The following is a 16,922-nucleotide window of genomic DNA, read 5'->3' as shown; positions in this document are numbered from 1 at the left end:
TCGTTCCTCCCATATTTCTTTCTCTCTCTATAGGTCAATTTTAGTCAAATTCATCATCGTTTTCAACACTTTTGCTCTGTTGCGTCTGTTTATATTTTTTCCATGAAACGTAAATTAATGAACTGATAACAATGGTAAAAATAATGGCCACAATAAGAAAGAATTGTCCCCAGCTGGGCGTTCTGCTTAATGCAAAAAAAGAACCAATCAGATGCCATTTGTAATCCACAGCTCCACCCCTCTATAAGGCTTTGTTCATTTTATGCGCTTATAGTGTCCAATTAGAACGAGTGGATTTTATGCCATATCGATAGACGAGCCAAATTGAGAGTATACTTAACCAAAAGGTGAAATAACCGACATGGTTCATCGAATCGGTCAATTGGTGATAGATTGGCATCATACCATATACATAGTCAATGACATCATTGTGTAATGTCCAAATTGCCGCAACAACCAAGTGCTTCATTTCGATTCGATAAAATTTAGCATACAGTAATCCTTGTACAGCCATAGCTCCATGTGAAACGACCAACATTAAACCGACAGCGGATACAGAAGACAATTGAATAAATGTTAAACCATTCATAACAACAGCCCACACACCATATTTGAATAATGTCAGCATAGCTAAAGCTTCTATGTATTTAAAATTTCGTCCTAATAAGAAGCCAATTAAAACAATAACGAAAAACAAAGATGCTGTAGGAGAATCGGGAACGAAAGGAATAAAGATCGGTGGGGTTATCTCAAGCTGCCAACCATACCAAATGTACCCATATATTGTACCTAAGATGTTGATGATTAATAAAAGAATAAGAAACGTTCGATCCATCAATAAGTATTTAAACATGTATTTTTCAACCCGCACTTTCTTGAATGCTTATGTGAAAAAGACCGACAAAATCAATTAATCGATTTTGCCGGTCTACTTCTTTAAATTATTACTTTACTCAGAAGAATCTTCACCTTCATTGCTACTTTCAGAACCAGAGCTCTCTCCTTCTGAACCTTCACCGTCGGAATTGGTTGCGACGATAAATTCAGCAAGCTGGTTTAATTCTTCATCAGTGCCGCTAAACATGTCTGCAGGCATTTCTCCGATACCATTTTGTGCAATGTCTTTAATTGCTTCAGCATCGTATGGAAGACCTATTAATTCTGGAGCCATTCCAGGGACACCTTGCAAACTGTCACCGTGACAGCTCATACAGTTATTCGCATATACTTCATAACCTGCATGGTCTGTATCTACTTCAACTTCCGTCATATTTGCAACGGAATATTCAGCGCGCTCTTCCCAGTTAACTGCAGAAGCAGATTCATACGTTAACCAGATCACGGAAGTAACCGCTAAAAGCATAAGGATAACTGCAATTGGTCGTTGTGTCGGACGACGACCAGGTTTTGTATCTAGGAAAGGTGCAAGTAATAGTGCACCGAAAGCTAGTCCTGGAATTCCGATCGTACCGATTACCACATACTCTGCAGCCGCGTACTCATATTTCAACAGTTCATATAAAAACAAGAAATACCAGTCAGGCAACGGAATATAGCCTGATGTATTTGGATCTGCTTTAATCTCTAATGGAGATGGGTGAGCAGCAACCAAGCATAGAAAACCAATTAAGAATACAGCACCCACTAACCATTCTTTCAATAGAAAGTTTGGCCAAAATGGTTCTGTCCTACCAGGATATTCTGAATAGTCTTTTGGAATGGTTTGCTTTGGTCCCACTTTAATACGGGAATCGCCAACAAACTTCATACCTTTACCTTTTTGCACAGTGTTCCCTCCTTTTTGTATTCACTAAATATAACTTATAGTGGTCCGCTGATTCCTTGACGACGAATCATGATAAAGTGAGCTGCTAATAAACCAAATAAAACAGCTGGCAAGAAGAACACATGAATCGCAAAGAATCTGGTCAGGGTCTGTGCACCAACTATCGTAGGATCACCAGCTAGAAGCGTTTTAATCTCAGTTCCTATAAATGGTACACTTTCAGCAATTTCCAACCCAACTTGTGTAGCGAAAAATGCTTTGTTGTCCCATGGTAATAGGTAACCAGTAAACCCTAAACCTAAAATGACAAAGAATAATAATACACCAACAATCCAGTTCAATTCGCGAGGTTTTTTGTATGCACCTTGGAAAAACACACGCAGTGTATGTAAGAAAATCATAACGATTACTACACTGGCACCCCAGTGGTGCATTCCTCGAACGATCTGCCCGTGAGCAACTTCTGTTTGCAAGTAGCGAACAGATTCCCAAGCGTTTTCAATATCCGGTACATAGTACATCGTTAAAAACATACCAGATAGAATTTGAATGACGACAACGAAAAACGTTAATCCACCAAAACAATAAACAAAAGCTGAGAAATGGTGGGCTGGGTTTACGTGCTCAGGAACTTCGTGATCGGCAATATCACGCCAGATTGGCGTCACATCCAATCGTTCATCAATCCAGTCATAAATTTTGTTTAACACGTATTATGCCCCCCCTCTTGCATGCGTTTCTGGACTTAGATACAGTTTTCCTTCTTCAACCTTAAACGTATACTCATGTAATGGTTCAGTTGGAGGAGTACCTGCAATGTTTTCTCCTTCAGCGTTGTAACGACCATCATGACATGGGCAGAAAAACTCGTTTTCCTTTTCTGTCGCCCAGTCTACTGTACAACCTAAGTGCGTACATACTGGTGATAAAGCTAAAATATCACCATTACTGTCATAAAATACGAAAGCATTTTTTTCAACTTTCGATTCATACCAACCATCTGTTTGATCGACTTGGAATGAGACTTTCTGTGGTGTCTCCGTGATCTCATCTACGTCCAAAACGTAAACAAAGTCACCAGATTTCTCACCTTTCAATAGTGGATCTACTGCAAATCCAACCATCGGAGCTATCAATGCAGCACCCATAAAACCACCAACACCTGTTAAGGTATAGTTCAAAAATTGTCGACGAGAAACTTGGTTATTCTTTTTATTGCTCATTCTTTTCCCCCCTCTACCATCTGATGCAACGCATAGGGTCTTTCGTAACGATTATTTATTAGGACAATACAATGATAGCGTATCCCATCATTACGGTCAATAAAAATCCTATTTCGACGAAAATTTTTCAAAATTAAGACCAACTTTCTTTGATTAATTCTTCGATATCGATAATTTGAGATTGAATGACTTCACGAACTTCATTGGATTGTAAATTACCGTTTTTGATTGCCGGTAGCCATACTAATTCACCTTTTAATGAAGTTCCATGTTTACGCCATTGTTTATCAAACGTTAATAGAAACACTTCGTTGAAAGGTTGTTTTTTCACTTCATCGATCAGCTGATTGATTCGATCAATTTCATTTTCAATCAAACTATTATTTAAGTACGTATAAACCGGGAAAAGAAATAACCGGCCTTTCAATCTTTGTTCAAGTTGATGGGAATATAAAGTCATTAGCTCTTGTTGGAATGATGTCAAAATCATTTCTTGATCATCATCAATCGCATAAGGAACGAGTGGAATGATTGCTGTATCAATATATTCTTTTTCGGCAATATACATTTTTATATCTTCTTCAATATATTTCATATTATACTTCCCTTCTCATTCGGAGTGTTCTTTGTTGTGATTATTCAATAACTTGCTCCACTTTAGAAAAGCTTTCTCATCTCCCTGGTCTAATGCTTCATTCACCCTTTTTCGCAAGGATTGTCTCTTATTTTCTTGGGAGGTTGCCTGTAGAAATTGTTCGATCGCATGATAATCCGTGTTTTCTAAATAATAATCATCAGGTAGGTATGGATTTTCTTCTAATACTTCTGCATATTCAGCTGAATGACGGACGTCTTCAAATATGAATTCCACAAACAGTTCTTGATCTTGATTTAAACGAATGTCATGAAATGCTTTATCAACGTCTGTGGTCACAATATGCTCTTTGTAAAAGCGGAAGGGTCTATTTTCAGCCGCTTCGGTAGAAATAATGATACTTCGTGGTGTTAAGTGAGCTTCATAGATGAAATGAATGCGACTAAGCAATTGATCCCTTTTTGACATATATTGAAGTAACCACACGACTTCTCGCTGTTCTGGCGGATGTGTGGCTAAAAACCATTCAATGAAAGCCTTTTTCTTTTCAGAAGGTACTTGCATTTCGGCTCACCTGCCTTTACTCATTCGTCAAACGACTGACAAATTCACTAACCTCTTCATCTTCGGGACGAAACGTCAAATAACTTTCCAACAACGATAGACTTTGTTCGCGATTGCCTTCTTCGTTCATAAAGTAACCATATTCTTTTAAAAAGTCTGGTTGCTCTCGAAATGACGGATAAGCCTTTTCGTAGGCTTTCTTAGCTTCTTTAAACTGTTCCAGTTCGACAGAAACTTGAGCTTTTCGCCATAATAATAGGTCTGGGTAGGCTTCATAGCTTAACAGTTCATCCAATAAGTCATTTGCCGCCTCATAATCCAAATCATCTTCATATAGCTCTAGCAACCGTTCAGCAGCTTCTTCAAATCCAGGATCTAACGATAGAGATTGCTTCAAATACGCTTCTGCATCCTCTCGTCTTCCTAGCTCAACAGCGTACTCTGCTGCCAATAAGTATAATTCATTGTTGAATTCATCTTTTTGGATTCCCTGTTCTAATGCTTCAAAAGCCTCTTGTACGGCACCTTCTTCATGTAAGGAGGTTGCCAATAGGGGATAAACACTTGTATAGTCTTGGTCAATTTCAAGCAGTTTTCGCCAAGCTTCAATCGCTACCTGATATCTTTCCAATTGATAAGCTGTATATCCATATTTAAATAATTGATCTGGATGCTCCAGAGTAATCATTTCATAGTAACGTAATGCTTCTTCCCAATTACCCAGTGATGATAGTGATTCAGCCAATCGTTCCTTAACATTGACAATAGATACTTCTTCATCCAATCGTTCAATCCGTTCATAGTATGGAATGGCTTTTTGAAATTCACCATTTGAGAAAGCCAATTCAGCTAATGCCAAATCAATGATTGGCTCAGTGGGGGCGAGGTCTTTTGCTTCCAATAACTTCTGTTCCGATACTTCAAACAACCCTTGTGTTTGATATAAATCCGCTAATTGAACTAAAGCTGGCACATATGCTTCTTCCTCAGGACTGATGGCCTCCATTAACTCGATGACTTTCTCGTCATCACCGATATCGGTATATATTTCAGCCAATAGTAATTTAATATGTGAATCTTCTGGGTAAAGCAATAACATGTCTTCATAAATGGCTATGGCATCATTCATTAACCCCCAGTCTTGAAAAAGTTGGGCAATTTCTAGACGCTCCTCTTCTCCAGCACTCCGTTGATATTCCTGCAGGAGCTGAATTGCATCATTAATTTTGTCTTGGTCCTTCAATTGAAGTGCCTGATTAATAATATCCATTGTCATCGGTCACCTTTCTTTCAATCTTTTGGTGAATGTTCCGGTTGCTTGAGTTGGTTAAATTGTTCAAAGAAATTAGGATAAGAGATTTTAACACAATCATAATCATCGATTGTAACGGCATCATTTGTAATCAATGAGGCGATCATCGCTGTCATGGCTATTCGGTGATCATGAAATGTTTTGACCATCCCGCCATGTAGTCGACTCTGGCCTTGTACAATCATTCCATCCTCTTCCGCTTTAATCGATACACCCAATGCGGCTAACCCTTGAACAGTTGCTTGAATTCGGTCCGTCTCCTTAAAGCGTAACTCTCTTAAATGATGAAAGCGAGATATACCTTTTGCCTGTGATGCGACCAAAGCTAAAATCGGTATCTCATCAATTAAAGTTGGTATCTCCTCTTCTTTCAATGTTGTCGCTTTTAATGTTGAATGCTTAGCAATAATTGTTCCGACAGGTTCGTTCATCATGTTCGGCTTCTGTATAACTTCGATGGATGCTCCCATTCTCTTCAGTACATTCAGAAAGCCGATTCTCGTCGGATTAAGGCCGACTCGTTCAATGGTCAATTCACTTCCCGGTGTAATGACTGCCGCAGCAATCCAATAGGCAGCTGAAGAAAAATCTCCAGGGACTTTTATGTTTTTTGCATGTAACACTTGGTTTTCTTTTAATGTAATTGTACCATTTTCATCCGTGATATGAACCCCGTAAGCTTCGAGCATGCGTTCAGTATGATCTCTTGATTTAGTTTGTTCCGTCACCGTAACATTAACTTGTCCGGTTAATCCTGCTAAAAGAATGGCTGATTTTACTTGAGCACTGGCAACAGGCATATCATACTCAATTTTCTTTAGTGACCCACCAACAATTTTCATTGGCAAATGTCCATCTTCTGTCAAAAATTCAACCGTTGCTCCCATCATAGAGAGTGGTTGGGACACCCGCTTCATCGGTCGCTTTGATAAAGAGGGATCACCTACTAATTCCGTTTGAAACGGCATGGCAGCCAACACACCTGCCAATAACCGAGCTGTCGTACCTGAATTACCGAGGTCAATCGCATCTGTAGGTGCGGATAGCTTCGATGCACCTTCACTATCTATGATGACTTGCTGGTCCTGCTTCTTCACTTGAACACCCATCGCTTGAAAAGCATCTAACGTACGTAAACAATCGTCTGAGAACAAAAAATTGTCAATGACAGTTTTTCCAGTAGATAAGCTTGCTAAAATGGCTGCACGATGGGAGATGGATTTGTCACCAGGGATGCTGATTGTTCCGTGTAATGCGTTTATTTGAGCCAATTAAATTCACCCTGATTCCACTTTGTCATAAATTCATTGAGATAGTTTTCCATTGTATTCACATCTATTTTTTGTAAGTAAGGTTTTCCAACCTGTTCTAAAAGGACGAATTGAAAATCATCACGTGTATTTTTTTTATCAAATTTCATGAGATTCAGAATTTCTTCACTTGTTACGTTATCCAAGTTTAATGGGTAATCCATCTTTTTCACCCAATGGATCAATTCTTGTATTGATAAATCGTTTAGGTGATTAAACTTTTCGTTCGATACCCATAAAGCAAAAATCATACCAAGCATCACACATTCACCATGTGTACGTTCGTTCATTCGGACGGCTTCCAATGCATGACCAAATGAGTGGCCGAAGTTCAAAAATTGACGGATGTTCGTTTCTTTTTCATCCAATTGAACAATGTTGTTTTTCACTTGGATCGATCGTACGAGTAAATGCTTAAAGTCACTTGAAGAAAGGTCCATGCCCATTCGGGTGAATGTCAGTAAATCATCATACAACCGTCGATCGGCAATTAGACCATGTTTCACCATTTCAGCTAGGCCTGAGCGTATTTCTTGGTCATTCAGTGTTTGGAACATGTCGAGATCAAAAATAACTTGGTGAGGGGGATAAAAGCTACCGATGATATTTTTCTTTCCATCCAAATTGACAGCAACTTTCCCTCCAATACTACTATCGTGTGCAAGAATTGTAGATGGCATTTGAATAAAACCAATGCCTCTCGCATAGGTAGCAGCAGCAAAGCCTGCTAAATCACCAACAACCCCACCACCAAGTGCGAGAATGGCTGATTTCCTTGTCATTCGTTGTCTTAATAGAAATTGTTGTAAGCTTTTATATTCTTCCAAGGACTTTGATTGCTCGCCAGGTGGAATGACGTATATGTCAGTCGGAAAAGTTAAGTTCAATGCATGCAAGCAATCATCGAGATAATACCTTTTTACATGTTCATCAGTGACAATCACCAGTTTTTCGATCGATGGATCAAGAAGTTCAGCCAATTTATGGCGTATGCCTGCATCAATTGAGATATGGTAATTATGTGACGCTGCTGTAACCGAAAGTTCGATCAAAATAAACGAGTCCTTTCTCTGTATTCTGCAACTGATTTTTTCAATTGATCCATGAAGTCAGCTGGAAACTGATCAAGAATTGCGTTAGCGACTTCCCAAGCAACAACATGTTCCATGACAACAGCAGCGGCCGGAACAGCACAAGAATCTGACCGTTCGATACTCGCTTTAAACGTTTCTTTCGTATCGATATCAACACTGTTTAATGGTTTATACAAAGTGGGAATTGGCTTCATTACTCCTTTTACGACGATTGGCATCCCCGTTGTCATGCCGCCTTCAAAACCACCTAATCGATTCGTTTCTCGTTGATATCCATTTTGCTCACTATAGCTAATCTCATCGTGAATGTCACTTCCGCGTTTGTTTGCTACCTCGAATCCTTCGCCAAACTCTACTCCTTTGAATGCATTGATACTCATCACACTTCCAGCTATCTTCCCGTCCAGTTTCCGATCAAAATGAACATGCGACCCCAATCCTACTGGTACACCCTCTACATGCACTTCACATATGCCACCTATGGAGTCGCCATCTTGTTTCGCCTGATCAATAGCAGCTTTCATATCTTCTTCAACTGAAGGATCAATGACATGCAGTGCTGATCGATGAGAAATTTCTTGTTTTTCTTGCATCGTTAGCTCTGGTTGGTCACTTGCTTCTACTTGATAAATTTGTTTGACAAAACCCAATACTTCAATACCGATTTCACGTAATAACTGTTTGGCAACGGACCCAGCTGCCACTCTCGCAGCTGTTTCACGAGCCGAAGAACGCTCAAGGATATTGCGCATATCTCGGTGATTGTACTTCAACGCACCGTTCAAGTCGGCGTGCCCTGGACGAGGCTTCGTTACTTGCCTACGTATTTCGGTATCATCCTGCAGTGGTTCTGCTCCCATGATATCCGTCCAATGCTTAAAATCATCATTTTTTAGTACTAGACTAATCGGTGAACCTAAAGTAGATCCGTGTCTGACTCCGGAAGTAATCTCAATTAAATCTTTTTCGATTTTCATTCGACGGCCTCTGCCGTAGCCACCTTGTCTACGGTTCAATGAGTGATTGATATCCTCAGCTAGTAATTGTAAATGAGCTGGTATCCCTTCGATAATGGTAGTAAGTTGTTTTCCATGTGATTCTCCTGCAGTTAAGTAACGCATTGCTCAAGACTCCTTTTAAACCTTTTGATAAAAAAATGAATCAATCGCTTTTAGACCATATTTTTCAGGTTGAAATATTTGTTCTGTACTCCCTACAAATAAAATTCCACCCTGCTTTAAATGATTCGCAAATTGTGTATATATTTTCGTCTTCGCTTCGTCCGTAAAATAAATTAATACGTTTCTGCAACAAATTAGATCATACATTCCTGTATAAAGATCAGCGAGTAAATTATGTTGTTTAAATGATATGACCTCTTTTAATGCATTGTTGACTTGAAAAACTTGACCGTTTTGATGAAAATACTTTCTCTTTTGTCCAGTTGTAACTTCTTTCAATGAACGTTCATGATAAATACCTTGTTGTGCTTTATGTAATACGGTTTCATCCAAGTCCGTTGCCAAGATCTTCATTTGATCCCAACGTAAGAACTCATGTAAAAGAATTGCGAGCGTGTAAGGTTCTTCACCTGTTGAACAAGCAGCACTCCATACGTTGATTTGATTTTTATCTTTTATCAATTCAGGCAATAAATTAAACTTCAGCCGATCCCATCTTGAACGATTTCGAAAAAATTCGGATACATTGATTGTCATTCGGTCTAACAGTTCCGTTAATAGATCACGATTATTCTTTACTGCTTCGAAATAGCCAGAAAACGTGTCAAACCCTCGCTTATCCCTTAAAGAAGTCAATCTCCGTTTCATTTGTTTCTCTTTGTATAACCCTAAATCAATACCTGTTTGCTGTTTAATCGAACGTACAAATTCAGTATAATCATTCCCCACAACTTTTACTCTCCTATATCTGTAATACTTCTTATTATAAAGAAAATAGCGATATAATGCCATTGTTCCATAAGCTCAAGTATATGAAATTAATTCAATCATTTAAACAAACAGCAAAAAACCAGCTACGATTTGTAGCTGGTTTTAAGGGCATTTAGATAATTAGTAAACCCAAGTATCTTGATCTTTTTGATAATCAACTAGCTCTTCATTTAGGAAAAATAGTTCGATCTCACGTTTTGCTGACTCTTCAGAATCAGAACCATGAATGATGTTCTTCCCAACTGTTAAACCAAAATCACCGCGAATTGTTGCAACGTCTGCATCTTTCGGGTTTGTTGCACCCATCATTTTACGTGCTGTTGCAATAACATTTTCACCTTCCCATACCATTGCAAAGACAGGTCCGGAAGTGATGAAGTTAACCAACTCACCGAAGAATGGTTTATCACTATGCTCACCGTAATGTGTTTCAGCTAAGTTCTGGGAGATTTGCATTAATTTAGCGCCTGCTAGTTTAAATCCTTTGTTTTCAAAGCGAGATACAATATCTCCTACTAGATTGCGTTGTACACCATCAGGCTTGACCATAACGAAAGTTCTTTCCATAGATAACACCTCTTTAATATATTTATGCATTCTTCAAACCGTAAAAAGTTTATCAAAGATTGACGAAAATTACAATTTAAATATTAATATTTACGTTTTCCTAAGTAGACTGCGATTTTTCGTAGCGTTTTTTTAATCGGATGAGACGGTAACGACTCTAATGCATTTAGCGCTCTGTCTAAATAGGCATCACTCCAAGCATAAGCTTCATCAATTGAAGGTGAACTGCTGATATCTTGGATGGTTTGTTTAATCAGACCTTTATTGTATTCAGTTGGATCTTTAAAATAAGCTTCAATCGATGAACGGGAAGCATCATCATTTTGAATGGCTAAAATCGTCGGCAATGTAAGGTGGCCATTCAGCAAATCACTTCCAACGGGTTTACCAAGTTTTTCTTCGGTTGAAGTGAAATCAAGAATATCATCGATGATTTGATAAGCCATTCCGATATAGTAGCCAAACTTCTTCAGCTGAATGATTTCTTCATCGTTGCATTTCGAAGAGATTGCTCCAAGCTCCGTACTCGAAGCAATTAATAGAGCTGTTTTACGCTTGATCCTTCTAAAATACCGAAATAAATTTTGACCGATCAAGTAACGATCTTTCAATTGTTCAATCTCACCTAAAGTAAGCTGATGAATCGTATGGGATAAAACGTGGTGAAGTCTCGGTTCATTCAATTGTTGCAATAATTCCACTGACCGAGCAAAGATAAAATCACCCGTAAACATAGCTGTGCCATTATCCCAACGATCGTTTACAGTCGGTCGCCCTCTCCGTATTGTTGCTCGGTCAATGACATCGTCATGGACAAGCGAAGCCATGTGGATCAATTCAAGTGCAACGGCAACTTCAATAACATCTTCCTGTTTTGAAGCACCAAATTTGGATGCTAGCAAGACAAACACCGGACGAATCCGCTTGCCACCCGCTTCCAATAGGTGATTGGATGTATTGCTGATCATAGACGGTTCAGCAGAGGTTATCTCTTTGATTTTACGTTCAACTTGATCCATCTCTGGCTTGATTGATGATAAAGTCGCTGCAAGTTTCATCCGTTTTCACCTTTTCTTTATTTAGTGCCTTTATGCATTGCTGCTGCGCCAAGTGCGTATGATTTCACTTGGACTTTCTTAAATCCTGCTTTTAAAAACATTTTTTTCAGTGTTGCTTTATCGGGAAAGTTTTTTGTTGATTCATTTAACCAGACGTATTCGTCATAACTTTTTGCAAATAACTTACCAAACAAAGGCATGATATGTCGGAAATAAAAGAAATACAGTTGCTTATAAACCGGTAATGTTGGCTGTGATGTCTCGAGACAGACAACTTTTCCACCGGGTTTAACAACGCGGTACATCTCTTGCAATACACGATCGTAATCAGGAACATTACGTAAACCGAATCCGATAGTGACATAGTCGAATGAGTTATCCGCATACGGCAAATTCATTGCATCTCCATGAGTGAAGGTGATGTTCTCAATTTTTTGGTCTGAGATTTTTTTCTTTCCGACCGAAAGCATATTTTGACTAAAATCCAAACCGACGACATGGCCATCTTGTCCGGTTGCTTCAGATAAGGCAATCGTCCAATCGCCAGTCCCACAGCATACATCCAAACAATCAGAACCTTGTTCGACAGCCATTCGCTTCATTACATCTTTGCGCCATGCTTTGTGGCGTTGAAAAGATATGATTGAATTCATTTTATCGTAGCGGCTATATATTTTTTCAAATACAGAATGTACTTTTTCAGATTTTGTTTGAGGGTCCATTTGTCTCCTACTTTCATTCACAGTTAATTGAAGTCTCTTCAAACTGTGATTTTCGTTCTAGCCATTTCTCTATTACTTGGCTGTTTTGTTTAATCATCTTTTCAATCCAAAATGGCTGTTGCCGATAGACAAAATGATAAATAATTTGTTTGCGCAGGTAATTATAGTCAGTAAGCTGATAATACGAGGCATAAGCATCATATAAACCGATATAAATATCCTCGACTTTATCAAGGATCTCTATAGCGGATAACTGTTCATTATGTAGAAGCTCAATTTTCGTACGGTTAACTTGCTTAACTGGTTCAAGAAAGTGATCCAGAGCGCTTAGTTCACCACTGCCAGATAACAGTTTATAGAACCAGGAACTATGATAATCCCCAATCAGTGCATTCATTTGTATCGATCCAACCATGTTATATGTGCGGTCATTCGGTAAAAAATCAAACTCGACACGGTCGTGGATTTGAAGGGAAACTTGCATATGAATGACAGCATCATAAATAACCTGCTCCCGACTATCCAGTTCAGGTTTTAATTCCCTAAAAAAACGTAGGTGATGCTTAAGACCGGTCATGTCATAACGGTCTGCTTTTACGTATGTATGTTTGTATTGTTCTATAAATGTATGGACCAATTGATCCTGATACTCATTTACTGAATTCAATTAAATCACCAACTATTACGTTCTAGGACTCCTATGATATTTTAGCATGTCCGAGTGAAATTCGCTAACAAGATGAAGGGAAAAATCAAAATTTCATTTACTGATTTAAATTGAAAATCGATTTTTTATTCCTCATTCGTTTAGTTCGACTTCTTACAGGATATATTGACTCCCCGGTTACACCTTTGGATCTGATTTAAACGATTCGCTAATTTGACCAAAAAAACAATATAAACGAGGTCAAAAATTATCTCTATCGTTATTATAGACAAAAATAAAAAAAGGAGGTTAAACCTCCTTTTTAGGGAACACCCTATGTACTGTTATTTCACAGCATCTTTTAGGGCTTTACCAGCTTTAAATGCTGGAACTTTACTTGCAGGGATGTCAATTTGTTCACCAGTTTGAGGGTTACGTCCCTTACGAGCAGAACGCTCACGTACCTCAAAGTTACCGAAACCGATTAATTGTACTTTTTCTGATTTTTTCAATGAACCAGTGATTGCATCAAATACTGCATCAACAGCGTTGGAAGCATCTTTTTTAGAAAGATCAGCTTGCTCTGCAACTGCATTAATTAAGTCTGTTTTGTTCATCCGTCTCACCTCCTCTCAAAGAGTGAGTAACTATATTAAATTGCACATTGTAGAATTTATACAATTGCAACTTAACCATAATTTACACGAAATGATAATTCTGCATCGTTTACTTGTGTTGCTTGTTTTCAATTCACAAACCGGAACATTGGCTTCTAAGCTTTACAAAGCCTATATCCTCTAGGCTCGCTAGCTGTATTTGAATAGTATCACAAGCATATCCACCTTTCAATATAAAAATGCCTAAAAGCCCTAATTTATCAACGTTTTAAGACATTTTTCTCATTTTAAACAGAAAAAAAGCGACAACTTTTTGTCGCTTTTGCAAATTTATAGGATAATGGCAATCAACCCGCCGCTTCCTTCATTAATGATTCGCTCTAGTGTATCTTTCAGTTTATATCGTGCGTGTTCTGGCATGAGTGTTAACTTAGCATGTATTCCTTCTCGGACAATAGAACTCAATGAACGCCCAAAAATGTCTGACTTCCAAATGGATAAAGGATCTTCTTCAAAATCTTGCATTAAATAGCGAACAAGCTCTTCACTTTGTTTTTCTGTTCCAATAATCGGAGCGAATTCCGATTCGACATCCACTTTAATCATATGAATGGAAGGAGCAACAGCCTTTAACCTGACTCCATATCGAGGACCTTGACGTATAATTTCAGGCTCTTCCAATTTCATATCTTCTAAGGTAGGATTTGCAACCCCATAACCGGTCTGCCTGACCATAGCAATCGCATCTTGATACTGATCGTATTCTCTTTTGGCATCTGCATAATCCTGAATCAATTCAAGTAAATGATCTTTACCACGTATTTCAACACCAACAATTTCATTCAATACTTGATCATATAACTCATCTGATGTGTGTAACTCAACTTCAGCAATACCTTCGCCCATCTCCATTCCGGACAATCTGGCATCGGTGACGAAATCATAATCATAAAAATTACCTACTACTTGGTCGACATCTCTCAGGCGCCGAACATCTTTGACCGTTTCTTGTATGGCCTCTTGAAATTGCTTTCTAAGCCAATGTTCTTCTTTTAAGGACATGACCCAACTTGGTAGATTCACATTGACTTCAATGACTGGAAACTCATACAATGCTTCCCGTAAAATATTGTGAATGTCATCTTCTCTCATATCTTCCACAGATACTGAGATGACAGGAATATCATATTCCTCCGCCAATTCATTACGAAGCTCGATCGTTTCCTGTTCATGTGGCCTAGAGGAATTGAGCACCATAATAAAAGGTTTTCCCACCTCTTTTAATTCTTCTACCACACGAGCTTCCGCATCCACATATTCATCCCTTGGAATTTCACCAAAAGACCCATCTGTTGTCACGACAACGCCAATCGTCGAATGCTCTTGAATAACTTTTCTTGTTCCAATCTCCGCTGCATCCGGAAAAGGTATAGCCTCTTCATACCAAGGTGTATGAATCATTCGTGGGCCATTCTCATCTTCAAAACCTTTTGCTCCATTAACCGTATACCCTACACAATCAACTAATCTGACTTTGACATCCAAACCTTCATCAACGGAAATTTCCACTGCGTTGTTCGGTATAAACTTAGGTTCTGTCGTCATAATTGTTTTTCCGGCTGCACTTTGTGGAAGTTCGTCCGTAGCACGATCACGCTCATCTTCAGATTCAATGTTTGGCAAAACAATCTGATTCATGAATTTTTTGATGAACGTGGATTTACCTGTTCGCACAGCACCTACAACACCTAGGTAAATATCTCCGTTGGTCCGCTTTGATATGTCGTGAAACACGTTGAAATTATCCATCTTATCCCTCCGACCTTTTATACAGTATCGATTAACTGTTATTCATATGCACTATTAACTTATGACGTTGTCCTACTTGAATATGCCAGAAACACATAAAAAAATAGAGATCCTACAGTTTCCTTAGTAGAATCTCTATGTCATCAGATTAAAAGTTATTCGGATGACTCTAATATAATTTCTCCATTATCCAAAAACATGGCTGGTGAATAGGCTGGCACGATTGGATAATGCTCTGTAAGAAGGAAACGAAGATCTCCTTCGTATTCCTCAATCCCTTCTTCTTCCATTAATTGATATACATCTGGCCTGAAGTCGACTTTTGCTTCTCCTCCTTTACCGATAACGAGATCTAACGTTTGTCCGGTATAGGGACTATCGACTGTATAACCATCTTTTAGTCTTAATTTTTCCTGGTCTATGGAGAAAACCCCTTTACCTAACCGATCACCAAAGGGTGCAAAATCATATTCATTCCGATATAAATTGATTTGATAATTGACTGTTCTTAAACGTTGTGTAATTCGTGCGTCAACGACCTTTACGGTTGGATCGTTCTCTGGATTAATTAGAACATAAGAATAAGCACCTCCACCTGCGAATGAGTTGCTAGGTACTTCACCCATTATTCCTTTTTCTCGTAACACTTGGAAATCAATAGGGTATTTAATAAAGATAGGTGTGTTTTGATCTTTTGTTTCAATTGGCAACAATCCGTCTGTTGCTTTTCGGTATTCATCAACAGCTTCTTGCACACGATTTAATTGTTCATCATTCGTTGCTTGGTTTTCAGTAAGCTGATCATTCGGATAAAGACACCCAGTTAAAAGGATGCTCGAAAAGATCAATAAAAGAATACGCATCATTCTTCATCCCTCATTTATTCAGTAGGTCCACTTAGAACAATATAGAAAATAATGATTGCTCCGACTATCAAACATATGTAAGCTGTTAAAGAAACGATAAATCGCAAAATACCTGACAGCTTGTTTCGGGCCAAAATAATTAATCCAGTTGCAGCAAAGAGTAAAACCATTCCTCCAAATGATATGTACATATTCAGCATTGATTGAGACATGTTACAACCTCACTTTCTTCCCCACAGATTATATCACATTCTATCCTTCGCTTATAAGTATTGAACTTGAAAGCTTTGTGAATTCTTAGGCCAAATGTACAGGTCAGGTGAAAACGATATAACAAACCAAAAAAAAGAAAAAAGAGGTGTAGGGGCATACACCTCTCAGACTAATTCCTCACAAGCAGCTCATCAATCTTTCACCATATCATATGACAATCGTGTGGGTTTGAACGTTCGCTAGCCTATACAATTGCTATTTTTTAAAAATTTGTTGAAGCATGTTCGCATCCATTGTTTGATTCTTTTTTGTAACCAATTCAACAATTCGGTCTTCTTTCTCTTTTGTTACCGGACGATTGGCTATTTTTCCTAACTTCCTGACAAGATTTCTAACCGTATTTTCATCCGAGAAATTTGCTTGCTGCATAGCATTTGCTACTTGCATGATTTCCTGTGGTGAAATATCAGCTTTCTTGCTCAGATGATCCATAATTGAATTTGTAACGTCATCCTTCATACATTTTCCTCCTTGTGAATGCATTCATATTACTATATGCATTGTGGAGAAAGCTGTTCGTTTTGACGC

Annotated in this window: 21 protein-coding genes; all 21 read right to left on the bottom strand. The window is 38.5% G+C overall.

Annotation, left to right across the window (positions count from 1 at the left end; translation table 11 throughout):
- Nucleotides 1-40 precede the first annotated feature (40 nt).
- Complete coding sequence (locus FPQ10_RS00930) at nucleotides 41-229, bottom strand: hypothetical protein (protein WP_144158859.1); 189 nt, start codon at nucleotides 227-229, stop codon at nucleotides 41-43.
- Nucleotides 230-268: 39 nt separating this feature from the next.
- Entirely contained in the window at nucleotides 269-853 is a 585-nt protein-coding gene (lhaT, locus tag FPQ10_RS00925) for a lipoprotein heptaprenylglyceryl N-acetyltransferase LhaT (protein WP_144158857.1), read from the bottom strand.
- Between the two features lie 96 nt (nucleotides 854-949).
- Entirely contained in the window at nucleotides 950-1,786 is an 837-nt protein-coding gene (locus FPQ10_RS00920) for a menaquinol-cytochrome c reductase cytochrome b/c subunit (protein ID WP_144158854.1), read from the bottom strand.
- 35 nt (nucleotides 1,787-1,821) lie between these two features.
- The gene (gene qcrB, locus FPQ10_RS00915; RefSeq protein ID WP_144158851.1) at nucleotides 1,822-2,496 is read right to left on the bottom strand and encodes a menaquinol-cytochrome c reductase cytochrome b subunit; all 675 of its coding nucleotides are present in this window, start codon (nucleotides 2,494-2,496) and stop codon (nucleotides 1,822-1,824) included.
- Nucleotides 2,497-2,499: 3 nt separating this feature from the next.
- Nucleotides 2,500-3,009, bottom strand: a complete 510-nt coding sequence (locus FPQ10_RS00910; RefSeq protein ID WP_144158848.1) for a QcrA and Rieske domain-containing protein — start codon at nucleotides 3,007-3,009, stop codon at nucleotides 2,500-2,502.
- 133 nt (nucleotides 3,010-3,142) lie between these two features.
- Nucleotides 3,143-3,604, bottom strand: a complete 462-nt coding sequence (locus tag FPQ10_RS00905) for a DUF2487 family protein (protein ID WP_144158845.1) — start codon at nucleotides 3,602-3,604, stop codon at nucleotides 3,143-3,145.
- Nucleotides 3,605-3,619: 15 nt separating this feature from the next.
- Nucleotides 3,620-4,168 carry a ReoY family proteolytic degradation factor gene (locus FPQ10_RS00900; protein ID WP_144158842.1) on the bottom strand — a complete coding sequence of 183 codons (549 nt, stop codon included), beginning with the start codon at nucleotides 4,166-4,168 and terminating at the stop codon, nucleotides 3,620-3,622.
- A 16-nt stretch (nucleotides 4,169-4,184) separates the two neighbouring features.
- The gene (locus FPQ10_RS00895; protein ID WP_186278484.1) at nucleotides 4,185-5,438 is read right to left on the bottom strand and encodes a tetratricopeptide repeat protein; all 1,254 of its coding nucleotides are present in this window, start codon (nucleotides 5,436-5,438) and stop codon (nucleotides 4,185-4,187) included.
- A gap of 20 nt (nucleotides 5,439-5,458) precedes the next feature.
- Complete coding sequence (aroA, locus tag FPQ10_RS00890) at nucleotides 5,459-6,751, bottom strand: 3-phosphoshikimate 1-carboxyvinyltransferase (RefSeq protein ID WP_144158836.1); 1,293 nt, start codon at nucleotides 6,749-6,751, stop codon at nucleotides 5,459-5,461.
- Nucleotides 6,739-7,842 (bottom strand): 3-dehydroquinate synthase, encoded by a 1,104-nt coding sequence (aroB, locus tag FPQ10_RS00885; RefSeq protein WP_186278483.1) that lies wholly within the window; start codon nucleotides 7,840-7,842, stop codon nucleotides 6,739-6,741. The genes aroA and aroB overlap by 13 nt, the downstream gene beginning before the upstream one ends.
- Entirely contained in the window at nucleotides 7,839-9,005 is a 1,167-nt protein-coding gene (gene aroC / locus FPQ10_RS00880; protein WP_144158830.1) for a chorismate synthase, read from the bottom strand. Before aroC ends, aroB begins: the two co-directional genes overlap by 4 nt.
- Nucleotides 9,006-9,020: 15 nt before the next feature.
- On the bottom strand, nucleotides 9,021-9,794 hold the full coding sequence (locus tag FPQ10_RS00875) for a CheR family methyltransferase (RefSeq protein WP_255439602.1): 774 nt from the start codon (nucleotides 9,792-9,794) through the stop codon (nucleotides 9,021-9,023).
- A gap of 162 nt (nucleotides 9,795-9,956) precedes the next feature.
- A complete protein-coding gene (gene ndk / locus FPQ10_RS00870; protein WP_144158824.1) occupies nucleotides 9,957-10,403 on the bottom strand; it encodes a nucleoside-diphosphate kinase in 447 nt (148 codons plus the stop codon).
- Nucleotides 10,404-10,486: 83 nt separating this feature from the next.
- Nucleotides 10,487-11,461 (bottom strand): polyprenyl synthetase family protein, encoded by a 975-nt coding sequence (locus FPQ10_RS00865; RefSeq protein WP_144158821.1) that lies wholly within the window; start codon nucleotides 11,459-11,461, stop codon nucleotides 10,487-10,489.
- Nucleotides 11,462-11,478: 17 nt separating this feature from the next.
- On the bottom strand, nucleotides 11,479-12,183 hold the full coding sequence (locus FPQ10_RS00860) for a demethylmenaquinone methyltransferase (protein WP_144158818.1): 705 nt from the start codon (nucleotides 12,181-12,183) through the stop codon (nucleotides 11,479-11,481).
- Between the two features lie 13 nt (nucleotides 12,184-12,196).
- Nucleotides 12,197-12,850 carry a heptaprenyl diphosphate synthase component 1 gene (locus FPQ10_RS00855; protein WP_144158815.1) on the bottom strand — a complete coding sequence of 218 codons (654 nt, stop codon included), beginning with the start codon at nucleotides 12,848-12,850 and terminating at the stop codon, nucleotides 12,197-12,199.
- 323 nt (nucleotides 12,851-13,173) lie between these two features.
- Nucleotides 13,174-13,446 (bottom strand): HU family DNA-binding protein, encoded by a 273-nt coding sequence (locus FPQ10_RS00850; protein WP_144087326.1) that lies wholly within the window; start codon nucleotides 13,444-13,446, stop codon nucleotides 13,174-13,176.
- A gap of 330 nt (nucleotides 13,447-13,776) precedes the next feature.
- Entirely contained in the window at nucleotides 13,777-15,255 is a 1,479-nt protein-coding gene (gene spoIVA, locus FPQ10_RS00845) for a stage IV sporulation protein A (protein ID WP_144158812.1), read from the bottom strand.
- Nucleotides 15,256-15,410: 155 nt separating this feature from the next.
- Complete coding sequence (locus FPQ10_RS00840; protein ID WP_144158809.1) at nucleotides 15,411-16,121, bottom strand: hypothetical protein; 711 nt, start codon at nucleotides 16,119-16,121, stop codon at nucleotides 15,411-15,413.
- Between the two features lie 14 nt (nucleotides 16,122-16,135).
- Nucleotides 16,136-16,333 carry a DUF2768 domain-containing protein gene (locus FPQ10_RS00835; RefSeq protein ID WP_144158806.1) on the bottom strand — a complete coding sequence of 66 codons (198 nt, stop codon included), beginning with the start codon at nucleotides 16,331-16,333 and terminating at the stop codon, nucleotides 16,136-16,138.
- A 256-nt stretch (nucleotides 16,334-16,589) separates the two neighbouring features.
- On the bottom strand, nucleotides 16,590-16,853 hold the full coding sequence (locus FPQ10_RS00830) for a stage VI sporulation protein F (RefSeq protein ID WP_144158803.1): 264 nt from the start codon (nucleotides 16,851-16,853) through the stop codon (nucleotides 16,590-16,592).
- Nucleotides 16,854-16,922: the final 69 nt, after the last annotated feature.

This window comes from Allobacillus sp. SKP2-8 (assembly GCF_007559355.1).
Lineage (GTDB): Bacteria > Bacillota > Bacilli > Bacillales > Alkalibacillaceae > Allobacillus > Allobacillus halotolerans.
This window is presented reverse-complemented; position numbering and strand designations above follow the sequence as displayed.

Bases quoted from the DNA above. Each gene is read 5' to 3' on its own strand.
- FPQ10_RS00895 (WP_186278484.1), bottom strand. From the start codon at position 5,438: ATGGATATTATTAATCAGGCACTTCAATTGAAGGACCAAGACAAAATT.
- FPQ10_RS00850 (WP_144087326.1), bottom strand. From the start codon at position 13,446: ATGAACAAAACAGACTTAATTAATGCAGTTGCAGAGCAAGCTGATCTT.
- aroC (WP_144158830.1), bottom strand. From the start codon at position 9,005: ATGCGTTACTTAACTGCAGGAGAATCACATGGAAAACAACTTACTACC.
- FPQ10_RS00860 (WP_144158818.1), bottom strand. From the start codon at position 12,183: ATGGACCCTCAAACAAAATCTGAAAAAGTACATTCTGTATTTGAAAAA.
- FPQ10_RS00830 (WP_144158803.1), bottom strand. From the start codon at position 16,853: ATGAAGGATGACGTTACAAATTCAATTATGGATCATCTGAGCAAGAAA.
- lhaT (WP_144158857.1), bottom strand. From the start codon at position 853: ATGTTTAAATACTTATTGATGGATCGAACGTTTCTTATTCTTTTATTA.
- FPQ10_RS00905 (WP_144158845.1), bottom strand. From the start codon at position 3,604: ATGAAATATATTGAAGAAGATATAAAAATGTATATTGCCGAAAAAGAA.
- FPQ10_RS00900 (WP_144158842.1), bottom strand. From the start codon at position 4,168: ATGCAAGTACCTTCTGAAAAGAAAAAGGCTTTCATTGAATGGTTTTTA.
- FPQ10_RS00835 (WP_144158806.1), bottom strand. From the start codon at position 16,333: ATGTCTCAATCAATGCTGAATATGTACATATCATTTGGAGGAATGGTT.
- FPQ10_RS00910 (WP_144158848.1), bottom strand. From the start codon at position 3,009: ATGAGCAATAAAAAGAATAACCAAGTTTCTCGTCGACAATTTTTGAAC.
- ndk (WP_144158824.1), bottom strand. From the start codon at position 10,403: ATGGAAAGAACTTTCGTTATGGTCAAGCCTGATGGTGTACAACGCAAT.
- FPQ10_RS00865 (WP_144158821.1), bottom strand. From the start codon at position 11,461: ATGAAACTTGCAGCGACTTTATCATCAATCAAGCCAGAGATGGATCAA.
- spoIVA (WP_144158812.1), bottom strand. From the start codon at position 15,255: ATGGATAATTTCAACGTGTTTCACGACATATCAAAGCGGACCAACGGA.
- FPQ10_RS00840 (WP_144158809.1), bottom strand. From the start codon at position 16,121: ATGATGCGTATTCTTTTATTGATCTTTTCGAGCATCCTTTTAACTGGG.